The 14,785-nt window shown below is 68.5% G+C and carries 16 protein-coding genes; 12 read left to right on the top strand and 4 right to left on the bottom strand.

Annotation, left to right across the window (positions count from 1 at the left end; all coding sequences use genetic code 11):
• The first annotated feature begins 87 nt into the window (after nt 1-87).
• The 7 genes from rpmJ to truA all read left to right on the top strand — a co-directional run bounded on the left by rpmJ (nt 88) and on the right by truA (nt 4,677).
• Nucleotides 88-201, top strand: a complete 114-nt coding sequence (gene rpmJ / locus HMPREF0321_RS09600; protein WP_006592630.1) for a 50S ribosomal protein L36 — start codon at nt 88-90, stop codon at nt 199-201.
• A 267-nt stretch (nt 202-468) separates the two neighbouring features.
• Nucleotides 469-843 carry a 30S ribosomal protein S13 gene (rpsM, locus tag HMPREF0321_RS09595; protein WP_006946278.1) on the top strand — a complete coding sequence of 125 codons (375 nt, stop codon included), beginning with the start codon at nt 469-471 and terminating at the stop codon, nt 841-843.
• 65 nt (nt 844-908) lie between these two features.
• Nucleotides 909-1,316: a 30S ribosomal protein S11 gene (gene rpsK / locus HMPREF0321_RS09590; RefSeq protein WP_006946182.1), complete on the top strand. Its 408-nt coding sequence runs from the start codon at nt 909-911 to the stop codon at nt 1,314-1,316.
• A gap of 44 nt (nt 1,317-1,360) precedes the next feature.
• A complete protein-coding gene (gene rpsD / locus HMPREF0321_RS09585; protein WP_006946058.1) occupies nt 1,361-1,969 on the top strand; it encodes a 30S ribosomal protein S4 in 609 nt (202 codons plus the stop codon).
• 155 nt (nt 1,970-2,124) lie between these two features.
• Entirely contained in the window at nt 2,125-3,144 is a 1,020-nt protein-coding gene (locus HMPREF0321_RS09580; protein ID WP_006946192.1) for a DNA-directed RNA polymerase subunit alpha, read from the top strand.
• A gap of 78 nt (nt 3,145-3,222) precedes the next feature.
• On the top strand, nt 3,223-3,738 hold the full coding sequence (gene rplQ, locus HMPREF0321_RS09575; protein ID WP_006946084.1) for a 50S ribosomal protein L17: 516 nt from the start codon (nt 3,223-3,225) through the stop codon (nt 3,736-3,738).
• 90 nt (nt 3,739-3,828) lie between these two features.
• Complete coding sequence (gene truA, locus HMPREF0321_RS09570) at nt 3,829-4,677, top strand: tRNA pseudouridine(38-40) synthase TruA (protein WP_006946202.1); 849 nt, start codon at nt 3,829-3,831, stop codon at nt 4,675-4,677.
• A gap of 121 nt (nt 4,678-4,798) precedes the next feature.
• On the opposite strand, the gene HMPREF0321_RS09565 is transcribed toward truA, so the two are convergent.
• On the bottom strand, nt 4,799-5,368 hold the full coding sequence (locus HMPREF0321_RS09565) for a helix-turn-helix domain-containing protein (RefSeq protein WP_006946201.1): 570 nt from the start codon (nt 5,366-5,368) through the stop codon (nt 4,799-4,801).
• Nucleotides 5,369-5,653: 285 nt separating this feature from the next.
• On the opposite strand from HMPREF0321_RS09565, the gene rplM reads away from it, so the two are divergent.
• From rplM to HMPREF0321_RS09545, 4 genes are all read left to right on the top strand, one after another.
• The gene (gene rplM / locus HMPREF0321_RS09560) at nt 5,654-6,103 is read left to right on the top strand and encodes a 50S ribosomal protein L13 (protein WP_006946227.1); all 450 of its coding nucleotides are present in this window, start codon (nt 5,654-5,656) and stop codon (nt 6,101-6,103) included.
• Nucleotides 6,104-6,134: 31 nt separating this feature from the next.
• Complete coding sequence (gene rpsI / locus HMPREF0321_RS09555; RefSeq protein WP_006946115.1) at nt 6,135-6,644, top strand: 30S ribosomal protein S9; 510 nt, start codon at nt 6,135-6,137, stop codon at nt 6,642-6,644.
• Between the two features lie 115 nt (nt 6,645-6,759).
• Entirely contained in the window at nt 6,760-8,115 is a 1,356-nt protein-coding gene (gene glmM, locus HMPREF0321_RS09550) for a phosphoglucosamine mutase (protein ID WP_006946295.1), read from the top strand.
• A gap of 162 nt (nt 8,116-8,277) precedes the next feature.
• Nucleotides 8,278-9,462 (top strand): aminotransferase class I/II-fold pyridoxal phosphate-dependent enzyme, encoded by a 1,185-nt coding sequence (locus HMPREF0321_RS09545; RefSeq protein ID WP_040014837.1) that lies wholly within the window; start codon nt 8,278-8,280, stop codon nt 9,460-9,462.
• A gap of 140 nt (nt 9,463-9,602) precedes the next feature.
• On the opposite strand, the gene HMPREF0321_RS09540 is transcribed toward HMPREF0321_RS09545, so the two are convergent.
• The 3 genes from HMPREF0321_RS09540 to HMPREF0321_RS09530 form a co-directional block, all read right to left on the bottom strand.
• Nucleotides 9,603-10,586, bottom strand: a complete 984-nt coding sequence (locus HMPREF0321_RS09540; protein WP_006946296.1) for a malate dehydrogenase — start codon at nt 10,584-10,586, stop codon at nt 9,603-9,605.
• A 222-nt stretch (nt 10,587-10,808) separates the two neighbouring features.
• Nucleotides 10,809-11,429: a carbonic anhydrase gene (locus HMPREF0321_RS09535; protein WP_006946116.1), complete on the bottom strand. Its 621-nt coding sequence runs from the start codon at nt 11,427-11,429 to the stop codon at nt 10,809-10,811.
• A 30-nt stretch (nt 11,430-11,459) separates the two neighbouring features.
• Nucleotides 11,460-13,193 (bottom strand): fumarate hydratase, encoded by a 1,734-nt coding sequence (locus HMPREF0321_RS09530; protein ID WP_006946265.1) that lies wholly within the window; start codon nt 13,191-13,193, stop codon nt 11,460-11,462.
• A 267-nt stretch (nt 13,194-13,460) separates the two neighbouring features.
• Here HMPREF0321_RS09530 and HMPREF0321_RS09525 point away from each other — a divergent pair, with 267 nt between their 5' ends.
• The gene (locus HMPREF0321_RS09525) at nt 13,461-14,774 is read left to right on the top strand and encodes an extracellular solute-binding protein (protein WP_040014836.1); all 1,314 of its coding nucleotides are present in this window, start codon (nt 13,461-13,463) and stop codon (nt 14,772-14,774) included.
• The last annotated feature ends 11 nt before the right edge of the window (nt 14,775-14,785 follow it).

Genomic DNA, 14,785 nt, shown 5'->3' with positions numbered 1-14,785 from the left:
TCAACCCAGTTCTCGCTCCCCGCGCTGCGTCCGCATGGTCGCAGCGTGTCGGTGTGTCGAGAGCGCGATCGACAAGACAGCAGGCAGATGAAGGTTCAGCCGAGCGTCAAGAAGATCTGTGACAAGTGCAAGGTGATTCGCCGCAACGGCCGAGTCATGGTGATCTGCGAGAACCTGCGCCACAAGCAGCGCCAGGGCTGATCCACCGAGCACCAGCTCACAGCGTCTTCACCAGGACGCAACACATGAAAACTGCAGCACCCGGCCCCACTGGGCTCTGACGAGGATCCGACAGGATGAATCGTCGAGATCTCTCAGAGCGATCTGATCCAGAGACACGCCAGTGGACGTCACCCTCGGCGCGGAGGCCGAGGACCCGCGAGTCCCACCGCTCATCACGAGCATCGAGGCTCACGCCATAGCGGGAACGGTGCTGCCCCAGACCTCCGCTCATGATCAGGAGAACACATGGCACGTCTCATCGGTGTCGACCTGCCGCGCGAGAAGCGCGTCGAGGTCGGCCTCACCTACATCTTCGGCGTCGGGCGTACCCGTGCCCAGGAGACGCTGGCCGCGACCGGCGTCAACCCGGACACGCGCGTCCGCGACCTCACCGAGGAAGAACTCGTCAAGCTGCGTGACCACCTCGAGGCAAGCTTCCGCCTCGAAGGTGACCTGCGCCGTGAGATCGCCGCCGACATCCGCCGCAAGGTGGAGATCGGAAGCTACGAGGGTCTGCGCCACCGCCGTGGCCTGCCCGTGCACGGTCAGCGCACCAAGACGAACGCTCGTACCCGCAAGGGCCCGAAGCGCACCGTGGCCGGCAAGAAGAAGGCCAAGTGAGTCGAGCAGCTTCGGCTGATCACGACTACTTCCTCAACTGAGCGTCGAAACAGGAGATTCGAACTATGCCTCCCAAGAGCCGTATGGCCGCGGGCGCCAAGAAGGTGCGCCGCAAGGAGAAGAAGAACGTTGCTGCGGGCCAGGCCCACATCAAGAGCACGTTCAACAACACCATCGTTTCCATCACGGACCCCACCGGCGCCGTGATCTCGTGGGCGTCCGCCGGCCAGGTCGGCTTCAAGGGCTCCCGCAAGTCGACCCCCTACGCAGCGCAGATGGCCGCCGAGGCCGCTGCGCGTCGTGCCATGGACCACGGCATGCGCAAGGTCGACGTCTTCGTCAAGGGCCCGGGTTCCGGTCGTGAGACCGCCATCCGCTCGCTCACCGCGACCGGCCTCGAGGTCGGCGCGATCAGCGATGTCACGCCCACGCCGCACAACGGCGTCCGCCCGCCCAAGCGTCGCCGCGTCTGATCACCCAGACACCGCGAACGAAGACGAACTAGGAGACACCCCACATGGCCCGTTACACCGGCCCGATCACCAAGAAGTCGCGTCGACTCAAGACCGACCTCGTCGGTGGTGACAAGAACTTCGAGATGCGCCCCTTCCCGCCCGGCCAGCACGGCCGCGGTCGAATCCAGGAGAAGGAGTACCTCCACCAGCTGCAGGAGAAGCAGAAGGCCCGCTTCACCTACGGCGTCATGGAGAAGCAGTTCGTCCGGTACTACAAGGAGGCGGCGCGCCGCCCCGGCAAGACCGGTGAGAACCTGCTCATCATCCTCGAGTCCCGCCTCGACAACGTCATCTACCGCGCCGGCCTCGCCCGCACGCGTCGCGCTGCTCGCCAGCTCGTCACGCACGGTCACTTCGAGGTCAACGGCGTGCGCGTCGACGTCCCGTCCTACCGCGTCGAGCAGTACGACATCATCACGGTCCGTGAGAAGTCGCGCGAGGCGTTCCCGATCCAGCTCGCTCGCGAGACGTTCGGCGAGCGTCCCGTTCCGGCGTGGCTGCACGTCGTCCCGGGCACGCTGCAGGTGCTGATCCACCAGCTCCCGACGCGCGAGCAGATCGACAGCCAGCTCACCGAGCAGCTCATCGTCGAGCTCTACTCGAAGAACTGATCCGAGCTTCGCATCGGAAGGTGGCGCTTCGCGCCGCGTGAGGCGCCACCTTCCACCTGCCGGTCCGAGAGACAGAGCTCGCACCGGCGCAGGACTCGATTCCTGCTCGTTCACCCGGCGTCAAATAGTGGTCGCCGTAGGAAAGGACAACGAGAGTGCTCATCGCACAGCGCCCCACGCTCTCCGAGGACGTGGTTTCCGAGAGCCGTTCGCGGTTCGTCATCGAGCCCCTGGAGCCGGGTTTCGGCTACACGCTCGGCAACTCGCTCCGCCGCACCCTGCTCTCGAGCATCCCGGGTGCCGCCGTCACCAGCATCCGCATCGACGGCGTCCAGCACGAGTTCTCGACGATCCCCGGCGTCAAGGAAGACGTCACCGAGGTCATCCTCAACATCAAGGGTCTGGTCGTCTCCTCGGAGCACGACGAGCCCGTCGTGATGTACCTGCGCAAGCAGGGCGCGGGTGTCGTCACCGCTGCTGACATCGCGCCCCCGGCCGGTGTCGAGGTGCACAACCCCGACCTCGAGATCGCGACGCTGAACGACAAGGGCAGCATCGAGATGGAGCTGACGGTCGAGCGCGGCCGCGGCTACGTCTCGGCGGCGCTGAACAAGTCGGCGGAGCAGGAGATCGGCCGCATCCCGGTCGACTCCATCTACTCGCCGGTGCTGGCCGTGACCTACAAGGTCGAGGCCACGCGTGTCGAGCAGCGCACCGACTTCGACAAGCTCATCGTCGACGTCGAGACGAAGAACTCGATGGCCCCGCGTGACGCCATGGCTTCGGCCGGCTCCACGCTCGTCGAGCTGTTCGGTCTCGCGCGCGAGCTCAACGTCGAGGCCGAGGGCATCGACATGGGTCCGTCCCCGACCGACGCAGCGCTCGCCGAGGACCTCGCTCTGCCGATCGAGGACCTCGACCTCACCGTCCGCTCCTACAACTGCCTCAAGCGCGAGGGCATCCACACCGTGGGTGAACTCGTGTCCCGCAGCGAGGCCGACCTGCTCGACATTCGCAACTTCGGTTCGAAGTCGATCCACGAGGTCGCCGACAAGCTGCGCGACATGGGCCTTCAGCTGAAGGACAGCCCGCCCGGGTTCGACGCCAGCGTCATCGCCGACCGCTACGACGAGGACGCCGACGGCGCGGACCTCGCCGAGGACGAGCAGTACTGAGCAGCTTTTCGGTACAGCGGTGAGCCTGCTCGCTGAGTTGAGCATTCTCGCAGCTGACCGGTAGACCAAGGAGAAAACATGCCTACCCCCACGAAGGGCGCCCGCGTCGGCGGCAGCCCGTCGCACGAGCGGCTGATCATGGCCAACATGGCCACTCAGCTGTTCACCCACGACCGCGTCACGACGACGGAGGCGAAGGCCAAGCGCCTGCGTCCGTACGCCGAGCGCCTCATCTCGTTCGGCAAGCGCGGCGACCTCGCCTCGCGTCGACGCGTGATGCGCAAGATCTCGGACAAGTCGGCCGTGCACCGTCTCTTCACGGAGATCGCACCCGACATGGCCGAGCGTCCCGGCGGCTACACGCGCATCACCAAGATCGCGCCGCGCAAGGGCGACAACGCCCCCATGGTCGTCATCGAACTGGTTCGCGAGGCCTACTCCGCGAAGCAGTCGACGGTCAAGGAGGCCGAGGCCGCCACGCAGCGCGCGGTCAAGGAAGACGCTGCGGCCGCTCCGGCAGCGGACGTCACGCCCGAGACCCCTGCCGCGACGGAGACGTCCGGCGGTGCCTCGAAGGCTGACGGCGACGCCTGATCGACCTGTCACGCACGATGCCCGCTTCCTCCTCGGGGGAGGCGGGCATCGTCGCGTCCGGGCTCGAGTTCGCGGGATAGGTTGGGCGGCATGCGTTTCAGGATCGACTTCGCCTACGACGGCACCGACTTCTCGGGGTGGGCCCGCCAGCCCGGACGTCGCACTGTCGAGGAAGAACTGACGGGTGCGCTCACGCGCGTCCTGCGCCGCGAGGACGTCCGGCTGACGGTGGCCGGGCGCACCGACGCCGGCGTCCACGCGCGCGGTGGGGTGTGCCACGGCGACATCGACGCCGACGCGTGGGCTGCGCTGCCGGGGCGAAGCGAGCGTGCGCCCGCGCAGGCGCTCGTCACGCGCCTCAACGGCGTCCTGGCGGGGGACGTCGTCGTCAAGGCCGCCAGTGAGCAGCCCGCGAGTTTCGATGCTCGCTTCTCGGCGCTGAAGCGCCGCTACAGCTATCGCCTGCTCGACGATGCGGCGCGCCTCGACCCGCTTCGCCGGCGCGACACCGTCGTCGTCAAGCGAACCCTGGACGTCGACGCGATGAACGCCGCGTCGGCCCTGCTCATCGGGTTGCACGACTTCGCGGCCTACTGCAAGCCCCGCGAGGGTGCGACGACGATCCGCACGCTGCTCGACTACGCGTGGACGCGCGAGGCGGACGGCGTGCTAACCGCGCGGTTGGAGGCCGACGCGTTCTGCCACTCGATGGTGCGGGCCCTCATCGGCGGCGTCGTGCCCGTGGGGGAGGGGCGTCGCCCGATCGACTGGCCCGCGCAGGTGCTGACGGCGGGGCGACGCGACCCGGGCGTCGTCGTGATGCCGCCGCACGGGCTGTGCCTCGAGGAGGTCAGCTACCCGAGCCCCGATCAGTTCGCGGCGCGCGATGCGGCGTCGCGCGTCATGCGTTCGGCGGCTGACCTCGATGGGGCATCCTGAGCCCATCGCGACCGTTGCCTCGACGTCAACGCGGTGAATGCGAGCGGAGTGGCCGGACGCACGGATTCGGCCCGTTCGCTCGCATTCATCGGCCGGTCATGGAGCTCGCCTGGGCCAGTGCTCACGTGACGTTCGGCAACGGCAGCGGGACGACGGTGACGGCGACCCGTCGCGCACCCGGGGTGCCTGCGCCGGCTCGGCGATACCGCGTAAGAAGCGCCTCCATCTCGGAGCGCAGAGCGCTCATCTGCTCCTCGCTCACGAGGACGGGGGAGTCGAATGCGCGGCACTCGTCCTGCCACACGTAGGGCCAGGCGTCCTGCTCGTCGACCCAGGCGTGGGCGCGCTCACTGACGTGCGTGATGAAGTCGTGCTCGAGCCAGCGCGCGTCGTCGGCGTCGGCGTCGTCGAGGAACTCGAGGGCATCGCTGGGATTCGCGTCATCGGTGTCGTCCGATTCGTCGACGAGAGCCCAGACGCGCGTCTTCGCGTTGCCGAGCCCGGTGTCCTCGACGAGGCCTGCGCTCTCGAGCACGCGCACGTGGTAGCTCGTCGCCCCGGTGTGCGTGCCGAGGGCTCGGGCCAGTTCGGCAGACGTCGAACCGCCGTGCAGACGCAGGTGGGCGAGGATGCGCGAACGCATCGGATGGGCGATGACGCGGTAGGGGTCGCTGCCCGCGGCCGTGTTCATGGCCCGAGGCTACCGGAGTCGACAGCGCGACGACGGAGGCGTCCATTTTGCACAATTGTTGTGCGATCGACCCGGAGTGCGTCGATCGACGGGTGTGGCGATCCGTGAAAGACATTGCGGCGCAAGGGGATACGTCATGACTGCACAATTTCGACCGGGTGTGCATCTGCCGTAGACTGGATGACTGTTGCTTCGTCGCAGCTGGTCGCATGCGGGCTGTCGCCCGGGCGGTGACCGCGCACGAAGTGGCCGCCCATCGTCAACGACAGAACGAAGGGAACGACCGTGCGTACGTTCACCCCCAACCAGGAGTCGGCTCAGGCTGACCGCACCTGGCACGTCATCGACGCCACCGACGTCGTTCTGGGTCGCCTCGCGTCCCAGACTGCATCGCTGCTGCGTGGCAAGCACAAGCCCACGTTTGCGCCGCACATCGACACCGGTGACTTCGTCATCATCATCAACGCCGACAAGGTCGCCCTCACCGGCGCCAAGCTCGAGAAGAAGAAGGCCTACCGTCACTCGGGCTTCCCCGGCGGTCTGACCTCGACCTCCTACACGGAGCTCATGGCGAAGGACCCGGAGAAGGCCGTCGAGAAGGCCGTCCGAGGCATGCTGCCCAAGACGAAGCTGGGCCGCGCCCAGATCGCCAAGCTCAAGGTGTACCGCGGTGCCGAACACCCGCACGCCGCGCAGCAGCCCAAGCCGTTCGAGATCACCCAGGTCGCGCAGTAATCGCGCGCGCTGCTGAATTCTTAGGAGAACCGTGGCAGACCAGAACGTTGAGCTCGACGTCCTCGAGACGGACGAGCCGCAGCTGACCGAATACACGAGCGAGTCGACCGGCCCCGTCGGCGAGAACGGCGAGGTTCGTCGCCCGTCCGCTTCCGCGCCCGGCGCCGCGACCGGCCGCCGCAAGCAGGCTATCGCCCGCGTCCGCATCGTCCCCGGTACGGGCGAGTGGAAGATCAACGGCCGCACCCTCGAGGAGTACTTCCCGAACAAGGTGCACCAGCAGATCGTCAACGAGCCCCTCACGGTGCTCGAGCTGGACGGTGCGTACGACGTCCTCGTGCGCGTGCACGGCGGTGGCCCCTCGGGCCAGGCCGGTGCCGTTCGCCTCGGCGTCGCCCGTTCGCTGAACGGCGTCGACGAAGAGCTGAACCGTCCGATCCTCAAGAAGGCCGGCTTCCTCACGCGTGACGCACGCGTTCCGGAGCGCAAGAAGGCCGGTCTCAAGAAGGCCCGCAAGGCGTCGCAGTTCAGCAAGCGCTGATCCACGCGCTGCACTGCTCGAATCGCTCCGTATCCGGCCCATGCGCCGGGTGCGGAGCGATTCGCGTACCGCCGCGTATTGTGGAGAGAGATTCCGAAGACCTCAGGAGGGGCACATGGGCCGCATGTTCGGCACTGACGGTGTGCGTGGCGTCGCCAACCAGGACGTCACGGCAGAGCTCGCACTCGGGCTGTCCGTCGCAGCAGCACGGGTACTCGTCGAGGCCGGGGAGGTCTCGGCCGATCACGAGCGTCCTGTCGCCGTCGTCGGACGCGACCCGCGCGCGTCGGGGGAGTTCCTCGGTGCGGCCACCGTCGCCGGGCTCGCGAGCGCGGGCGTCGACGTCTACGACGCGGGCGTGCTGCCGACGCCGGCCATCGCCTACCTGACGGCGACGATGAACGCCGACCTCGGCGCGATGCTGTCGGCCTCGCACAACGCGATGCCCGACAACGGCATCAAGTTCTTCAGCCGCGGCGGCCACAAGCTGCCCGACGCGCTCGAGGATGCGATCGAGGCGCACCTGCATGAGGAGTACGAGCGTCCGACGGGTGCGTCGGTCGGGCGTGTGCATTCCTACGCCGAGGGCGGTGAGAAGTACATCGGTCACCTGCTCGGCGCGCTTCCGCACCGCCTCGAGGGCCTCAAGATCGTCGTCGACTGCGCGCACGGCGCGGCCTCCGTCGTCGGGCCCGAGGTGTTCCGCCGCGCGGGCGCGGACGTCGTCGTCATCGGTGCGACGCCGGACGGGCTCAACATCAACGACGGCTACGGCTCGACGCACCTGGAGAAGCTGCAGGAAGCGGTCGTCGCGAATGGAGCCGACTTCGGTGTGGCCTTCGACGGTGACGCGGACCGCTGCCTCGCCGTCGACGGAACGGGTGAGGTGGTCGACGGTGACCAGATCATGGCGATCCTCGCGCTCGACCTCAAGGAGCGCGGCGTGCTCGCCGAGGACACGCTCGTCGCGACGGTCATGAGCAACCTCGGCATGATCAAGGCGATGGAGCGCGAGGGCATCGCCGTCAAGCAGACCGGTGTCGGCGACCGCTACGTGCTCGAGGAGATGCGCCGCGGGTCGTACTCGCTCGGGGGCGAGCAGTCGGGGCACGTCATCGCACTCGATCACGGCACGACCGGTGACGGCGTGCTCACGGGCCTGCTCCTTGCTGCCCGCGTGGCCTCGAGTGGGCGCTCGCTCGCCCAGCTCGGCGCCGTCATGCAGCGGATGCCGCAGAAGCTCATCAACGTCAAGGGCGTCGACAAGTCGGCCGTCGATTCGCACGACGGCGTGCAGGCCGCTGTGCGCGCCGCCGAGAGCGACCTCGCCGGCGCCGGGCGCGTGCTGCTGCGCAAGTCGGGCACCGAACCGGTCGTGCGCGTCATGGTCGAGGCCGACACCGCCGAACGCGCGCAGGCCGTCGCGACGCACCTCGCCGACGTCGTCAAGCGCGAGCTGTCGATCGACTGAACTGCCGGCTGCGCGCTTTCGTCCTGCGCCCAGATGCACCCTGGTGCATCTGGGCGCAGTCGTGTGCCTCCCAGTCGTGTGGTGGCCCGGCGAGTTGTCGACGGGAGCTGACGGACAGCGCCGACGGCCGTCACGCGTGCGGGGTGTGTCACAGTGGCAGGCATGAGCCTGCCAGCCGCCCAGCCGAGTCGACGCAGCGACGTCGAGCCGTTCCACGTCATGGAGGTGCTCGCCGCGGCAGCGGAACGTCAGCGTACGCACGGCGACGTCATCAGCCTGTGCGCCGGCCAGCCCTCGACGGGCGCGCCGCGCGCAGCCCGGGAGGCGGCCGTCGCGGCGATCGAGGCCGATGCGCTCGGGTACACCGAGACGGTCGGCATCCGGCCGCTGCGTGAGGCGATCGCCGCGTATCACCGCGGCCTCGGCGTCGACGACGTGAGTGCTGACGACGTCGTCGTCACGACCGGGTCGTCGGGCGCGTTCACGCTGCTGTTCCTCGCTGCGTTCGACGGCGGCGACGAGGTGTGGATGACCCGCCCGGGCTACCCCGCCTACCGCAACACGCTGCGGGCGCTGGGGACGTCCGTCGTGGAGCTCGCGTGCGGCGCCGAGGTGCGCTACCAACCCACCGTCGCGATGCTCGAGGCGGAACGTGTCGCGCGCGGCGCCGCGCCGAAGGGGCTCGTCGTCGCGAGCCCCGCCAACCCGACGGGCACGATCATCGACGCTGACGAACTCGCAGCCATCGCGCGCTGGTGCGACGCGCACGGCGTGCTGCTCGTCAGCGACGAGATCTACCACGGCATCTCGTTCGGGCGCGCGACGTCGAGCGCGTGGCAGACGTCGCGCCAGGGCGCCGTCATCGGTTCGGTGTCGAAGTTCTTCTCGATGACGGGTTGGCGCGTCGGGTGGATGCTCGTGCCCACGCACCTGCGCCGACGCGTCGCCATTCTCGCCTCGAATCTCACGATCTGCCCGCCGGTCGTGTCACAGCATGCGGCGCTCGCGGCCCTCGGCGAGGCGGCACGCGGTGAGCTGGAGGAGCACGTCGAGACGTACCGGCGCAATCGTGAGTTGGTGCAGCGGCGCCTTCCCGAGATCGGGGTGACGACCTACGCGCCACCGGACGGCGCGTTCTACGCCTGGTGCGACGTCGCGCACCTCACCGACGACTCCGCGCGCTGGTGCGCCGACGTGCTCGCCGCGACGGGCGTCGCCATCACCCCCGGGATCGACTTCGACCCCGTCGACGGGCAGCGGTTCATGCGGATGAGCCTCGCTGTCGCGAGCGATGAGCTCGACGAGGCGTTCGACCGGATGGTGAGGTTCGTCGATAGCTCGTCATGACGCTGTGACGTCCTGCAGTTCACCAGTCGTGCCGGCTACGTCAGACGGCCCCGGTCGCTCGGGCCCTACTGTTCGTGGGATGCACGTCGGCGCGTCAGGAACCCCCTGGTCTCCTGACGCGCCGCCGCGAGTCGTTGGGCTCAGATGAGCCCGAGTGCGCGGACGGCGTCGCGCTCGCTCTCGAGCTCGGCGACGCTCGCGTCGATGCGGGTGCGGCTGAACTCGTCGATCGTGAGGTCGGGAACGATCCGCCAGGCGCGCTCGGTGACGGTGACGGGGAAGCTCGACACGAGCCCCTCGGGCACACCGTAGGAGCCGTCCGACGGCACGGCCATGGAGACGATCTGGTCGGTGCCGAGAGCCCAGTCGCGGGCGTGATCGATCGTCGCGCTCGCGGCGCTCGCCGCTGACGACGCGCCTCGGGCGTCGATGATCGCGGCGCCGCGCTTCGCGACCGTCGGGATGAAGACGTCGTTGAGCCAGGCGTCATCGCCCACCTCGAGGCGCGCGGCACGGCCGTGGATCGTCGCGTGCGTGACGTCCGGGTACTGCGTCGCGCTGTGGTTGCCCCAGATGATGACGTCGTGGATGTCGGTGACGCTCGCACCCGTCTTCGCGGCGAGCTGCGCGACGGCGCGGTTCTGGTCGAGGCGCGTCAGCGCGCTGAAGCGTTCGTTCGGGATGTCACGTGCCGCATGCATCGCGATGAGGCAGTTCGTGTTCGCCGGGTTGCCGGTGACGGTGACCTGCACTTCATCGGCGGCAGCGTCGTTGAGCGCCTCTCCCTGCGGGCCGAAGATGTGGCCGTTGACCTCGAGCAGGTCGCCGCGCTCCATGCCCGGCCCGCGCGGCTTCGCGCCGACGAGCAGCGCGTGACTGACGCCGTCGAACATGCGGCGCGCGTCGGAGCCGGTCTCCGTGCCTGCGAGCATTGGGAACGCGCAGTCCTGCAGCTCCATGACGGTGCCCTCCAGCTTGCGGAGCGCTTCGTCGACCTCGAGCAGGCGCAGCTCTACGGGCTGGTCGGGGCCGAGCAGTTCACCCGCGGCGATGCGGAAGAGGAGGCTGTAACCGATGGCGCCAGCGGCTCCGCTGACGGCAACGCGAACGGCGGGCTTGGGCATGACGGCTCATTTCGTCGGCGGGTTCCCGGACGAGACGTCGGGTCACCACTGACGGTAGGCCGAGCCGGCCCGCCGCGTCAGGGCCGAACGTCCCTGCGGGCCCTCCCGAGGCCCCGGAGTGTGCGAGTGGCCCGGGAGGGGCGCACAGCAGCCTGTGCGTGCCGCGACATCAGGCGTGCCGCCACCCGCTGGGGGTGGCGGCATGGCGACAGCGGCGGACGATCAGGCCGTGATGTCACCCAGGGTGCCGACGACGTGCGCCTCGCCCTCACCGATGTCGTAGTGCACGGCGACGACGGCGAGCCGGCCGGCGTCGATGCGATCACGGATCAGCTGACTGCGCTGGGGGAGGAGCTCGCTCGTCGCCCGGGCATGCTCGGCCTCGAACTGCTCGCCGGTCGTCAGCCCGTGCTTGCGCCCGTGCAGGATCGACGGCATGACGCGCTCGATGATCGTGTGGAGGTACCCCGGCGGCATGTCGCCGGTCTCCTCGGCGGCGAGCGTCGCGTTGATGGCGCCGCAGCTCTTGTGCGCGAGCACGACGACGAGCGGTGCGCGCAGCACCTCGGTGCCGAACTCGATCGAGCCGAGCACGCTGGGGTCAAGCACGTGGCCCGCGGTGCGCACGACGAACAGATCGCCGAGGCCCTGGTCGAAGATCATCTCGGCCGGCACGCGGGAGTCGCCGCACCCGAAGATGACGGCCTGGGGTGCCTGCCCGGCGACGAGCTCGCGCCGGCGCTCGCCGTCACTGTGCGGGCGCTGCGTCGTGCCGGAGACGAAGCGTCGGTTGCCCTCGACGAGGGTGTCCCAGGCCTGCTGCGGCGTGAGGGTGCTGCTCATGGTGGCTCCTTGGTGATGACGTCGGCGCCGTCAGCTCAGGCCGGGGCGGGTGGTGATGGTCATGGCGGTGGGCTTCGCCGTGGCGGCGAAGAAGTCGTTGCCCTTGTCGTCGACGACGATGAACGCGGGGAAGTTCTCGACCTCGATCTTCCACACGGCCTCCATGCCGAGCTCAGGGTATTCGAGCACCTCGACCTTCTTGATGCAGTCGAGGGCGAGACGCGCGGCCGGGCCGCCGATCGAGCCGAGGTAGAACCCGCCGTACTCCTGGCAGGCCTCCGTCACCTGGGCGCTGCGGTTGCCCTTGGCGAGCATCACCATCGAGCCGCCGGCGGCCTGGAACTGCTTGACGTACGAATCCATGCGCCCGGCCGTCGTCGGCCCGAACGAACCGGACGCCATGCCCTCCGGCGTCTTCGCGGGGCCTGCGTAGTAGACCGGGTGGTCCTTGAGGTACTGCGGCATCTCCTCGCCGGCGTCGAGGCGCTCCTTGATCTTCGCGTGCGCGATGTCGCGCGCGACGACGAGCGTCCCCGTCAGCGAAAGGCGAGTCTTGACGGGATGCTTGCTCAGCTCGGCGCGGATCTCGTCCATCGGGCGGCTCAGGTCGATGTCGACGGCGGCGCCCTTGCCGGTCGAGCCCGCGCCGGTTGCCTCGTCGCCGCTCTCGATGAGGTGCGCCTCGGTGACGTCGGGCAGGAACTGCGCCGGGTCGGTCTCGAGCTGCTCGATGAACACGCCCTCGCGCGTGATCTTGCCGAGCACCTGACGGTCGGCCGAGCAGCTGACGGCGATCGCGACGGGCAGCGACGCGCCGTGGCGCGGGAGGCGGACGACGCGCACGTCGTGACAGAAGTACTTGCCGCCGAACTGCGCGCCGATGCCGAAGTTGCGCGTCAGTTCGAGGATCTGCTCCTCGAGCTCCGGGTCGCGGAAGCCGTGGCCGGTGGCGGCGTCACCGGACGTCGGCAGCTCGTCGAGGTACTTCGCGCTCGCGTACTTCGCGGTCTTGAGCGCGAACTCGGCGCTCGTGCCGCCGATGACGACGGCGAGGTGGTACGGCGGGCACGCGGCGGTGCCGAGGCTGCGCAGCTTCTCGTCGAGGAACTCGAGCATGCGCTTGGGGTTGAGGATCGCCTTCGTCTCCTGGTGCAGGAACGACTTGTTGGCGCTGCCCCCGCCCTTGGCCATGAAGAGGAACTTGTAGGTGGTCTCGTGGCCCGGCTGGCTGTCGGCGTAGATCTCGATCTGCGCGGGCAGGTTCGAGCCGGTGTTCTTCTCGTCCCACATCGTCAGCGGTGCCATCTGGCTGTAGCGCAGATTGAGTTTCGTGTACGCGTCGTAGACGCCCTTCGCGAGCGACGCCTCGTCGGGCGCGGGGTGGTGTTCGTCACGCGCGACGAGCACCTGCGAACCCTTCTTGCCCATGACGATCGCCGTGCCCGTGTCCTGACACATGGGCAGGACGCCCGCCGCCGCGATGTTCGCGTTCTTGAGCAGGTCGAGCGCGACGAACTTGTCGTTGTTGCTCGCCTCGGGGTCGTCGAGGATCTTGCGCAGCTGCGCGAGGTGAGACGTACGCAGATAGTGCGCGATGTCGTGCATCGCGGTGGCCGACAACGTCTCCAGGGCCGAGGGGTCGACCTCGAGGAAGGTACGCCCGCCGGGGCCCTCGAGCGTGCGCACCCCGTCGCTCGTCAGCTTGCGGTAGGTGGTCGTGTCCTCGCCGGTGGGCAGCAGGTCGGAGTACGCGAAATCAGCCATGCGTGGAGACTATCGGAGCGCGACGCGGCTGCGGCCCGACGAGCCGGCGGCGCCGCCGTCAGGGCATGCGCGGGTGGGGTGTGAATGCTGACGAAAATCGCAGATGTGGACGCAGATCGCAGGCGGGGAGGGCGAACGTAGCACCCCTGATCGCGCGATCGTGTAACGGCTCAATAACCGTTTGGTCTCCCTGGCGGTGCAAGTATGGCGTCCATCACAGCGTGCGTGGATGATGAGTTGTCGATTAACAAGGATGGAGCGGTGTTCATGAACACATCCAAGTCACGCAGGCGAGTGGCTGCCGCAGCATCGATGGCGATGCTCGCGACGACCGCGCTCGCCGGGTGCGGTGGCGACAGCGGGGGCGGCACGCCCACGCTGACCTGGTACATCAACCCGGACGTCGGCAACTCCGACGCCTCCAAGGGTGGCCAGGCCACACTCGCCGCGAACTGCACGAAGGCCTCCGGCGGCAAGTACAAGATCAAGGTCGAGCTGCTGCCGAACTCGGCCTCCGACCAGCGCACGCAGCTGCTGCGTCGCCTCGCCGCGGGCGACAGCTCGATGGACCTCATGAGCACCGACCCGGCGTTCGTCACCGAGTTCGCTGCTGCGGGCTACCTCGCGCCCGTGCCGGAGTCGATGCAGAAGAACTTCACGGAGGACCGCGTCCAGAGCTCCATCGACGCCTCGATGTACAAGGGCAAGCTGACGTCCGTGCCGTTCTGGGCGAACACGCAGCTGCTCTGGTACAAGAAGTCGGTCGCGCAGAAGGCCGGTCTCGACATGAGCAAGCCGGTGACGTGGGATCAGGTCATCGACGCCGCGAAGAAGACGAAGACGAACGTCGGCGTCCAGGGCAAGCTCTACGAGGGCTACGCCGTGTGGATCAACGCGCTCGTCGCGGGCGGCGGCGGCAAGATCGTCGAGGACCCGAGCGCGACGTACGAGAACATCAAGCTCGGCCTCGACTCGGACGCCGGCAAGAAGGCCGCGTCGATCATCAACAAGGTCGCGACGTCGGGCGTCGGCGGCCCCGCGATCGGTTCGTCCGACGAGACGGCGTCGCTGACGCTGTTCCAGTCGCCGAGCGGCGGTTTCCTCGTCAACTGGCCCTACTCCTACGGTGCCATCCAGAAGGCCGCGCCGAAGGTGGCCGAGGACGTGGCGGCCGCGGTCTACCCGCGCACCGACGCCTCGCACGACGCCGCGCCTCCGTTCGGTGGTATCCAGCTCGCCGTCGGCAAGAACTCGAAGCACACCGACCTCGCCTACCAGGCGGCGGAGTGCATCACGAACGAGAAGAACACGACGGCGTACATGGTTGCCTCGGGCAACCCGAGCAGCCGCAAGGCCTCGTACGACTCGGCGGACGTCAAGAAGGCCTTCCCGAACGGGATCGCCGCCCAGATCCGCACCTCGCTGGACAAGGCCGTGCCGCGTCCGCTCTCGCCCTACTGGGGTGACATCTCCGGGGCTCTGCAGCAGCAGTTCTCGCCGCCGTCGAAGGTGACGCCGAACACTCCGGCCGAGGCCCAGAAGTTCATCCTCGACGTCCTGAAGGGGAAGGCCCTGCTGTGAGTACCGCTGCA

Origin of the sequence: Dermacoccus sp. Ellin185, assembly GCF_000152185.1 — a bacterium.
Classification (GTDB): Bacteria; Actinomycetota; Actinomycetes; order Actinomycetales; family Dermatophilaceae; genus Dermacoccus; species Dermacoccus nishinomiyaensis.
Note: the sequence above shows the minus strand (reverse complement) of the source record. Positions and strands in the feature narration are given on the sequence as shown.

Excerpts from the sequence above, each read along its gene's own strand:
- rpmJ (WP_006592630.1), top strand. The coding sequence starts at position 88 with ATGAAGGTTCAGCCGAGCGTCAAGAAGATCTGTGACAAGTGCAAGGTG.
- rpsM (WP_006946278.1), top strand. The coding sequence starts at position 469 with ATGGCACGTCTCATCGGTGTCGACCTGCCGCGCGAGAAGCGCGTCGAG.
- rpsK (WP_006946182.1), top strand. The coding sequence starts at position 909 with ATGCCTCCCAAGAGCCGTATGGCCGCGGGCGCCAAGAAGGTGCGCCGC.
- rpsD (WP_006946058.1), top strand. The coding sequence starts at position 1,361 with ATGGCCCGTTACACCGGCCCGATCACCAAGAAGTCGCGTCGACTCAAG.
- rplQ (WP_006946084.1), top strand. The coding sequence starts at position 3,223 with ATGCCTACCCCCACGAAGGGCGCCCGCGTCGGCGGCAGCCCGTCGCAC.
- truA (WP_006946202.1), top strand. The coding sequence starts at position 3,829 with ATGCGTTTCAGGATCGACTTCGCCTACGACGGCACCGACTTCTCGGGG.
- HMPREF0321_RS09565 (WP_006946201.1), bottom strand. The coding sequence starts at position 5,368 with ATGAACACGGCCGCGGGCAGCGACCCCTACCGCGTCATCGCCCATCCG.
- glmM (WP_006946295.1), top strand. The coding sequence starts at position 6,760 with ATGGGCCGCATGTTCGGCACTGACGGTGTGCGTGGCGTCGCCAACCAG.
- HMPREF0321_RS09545 (WP_040014837.1), top strand. The coding sequence starts at position 8,278 with ATGAGCCTGCCAGCCGCCCAGCCGAGTCGACGCAGCGACGTCGAGCCG.
- HMPREF0321_RS09540 (WP_006946296.1), bottom strand. The coding sequence starts at position 10,586 with ATGCCCAAGCCCGCCGTTCGCGTTGCCGTCAGCGGAGCCGCTGGCGCC.
- HMPREF0321_RS09535 (WP_006946116.1), bottom strand. The coding sequence starts at position 11,429 with ATGAGCAGCACCCTCACGCCGCAGCAGGCCTGGGACACCCTCGTCGAG.
- HMPREF0321_RS09530 (WP_006946265.1), bottom strand. The coding sequence starts at position 13,193 with ATGGCTGATTTCGCGTACTCCGACCTGCTGCCCACCGGCGAGGACACG.
- HMPREF0321_RS09525 (WP_040014836.1), top strand. The coding sequence starts at position 13,461 with ATGAACACATCCAAGTCACGCAGGCGAGTGGCTGCCGCAGCATCGATG.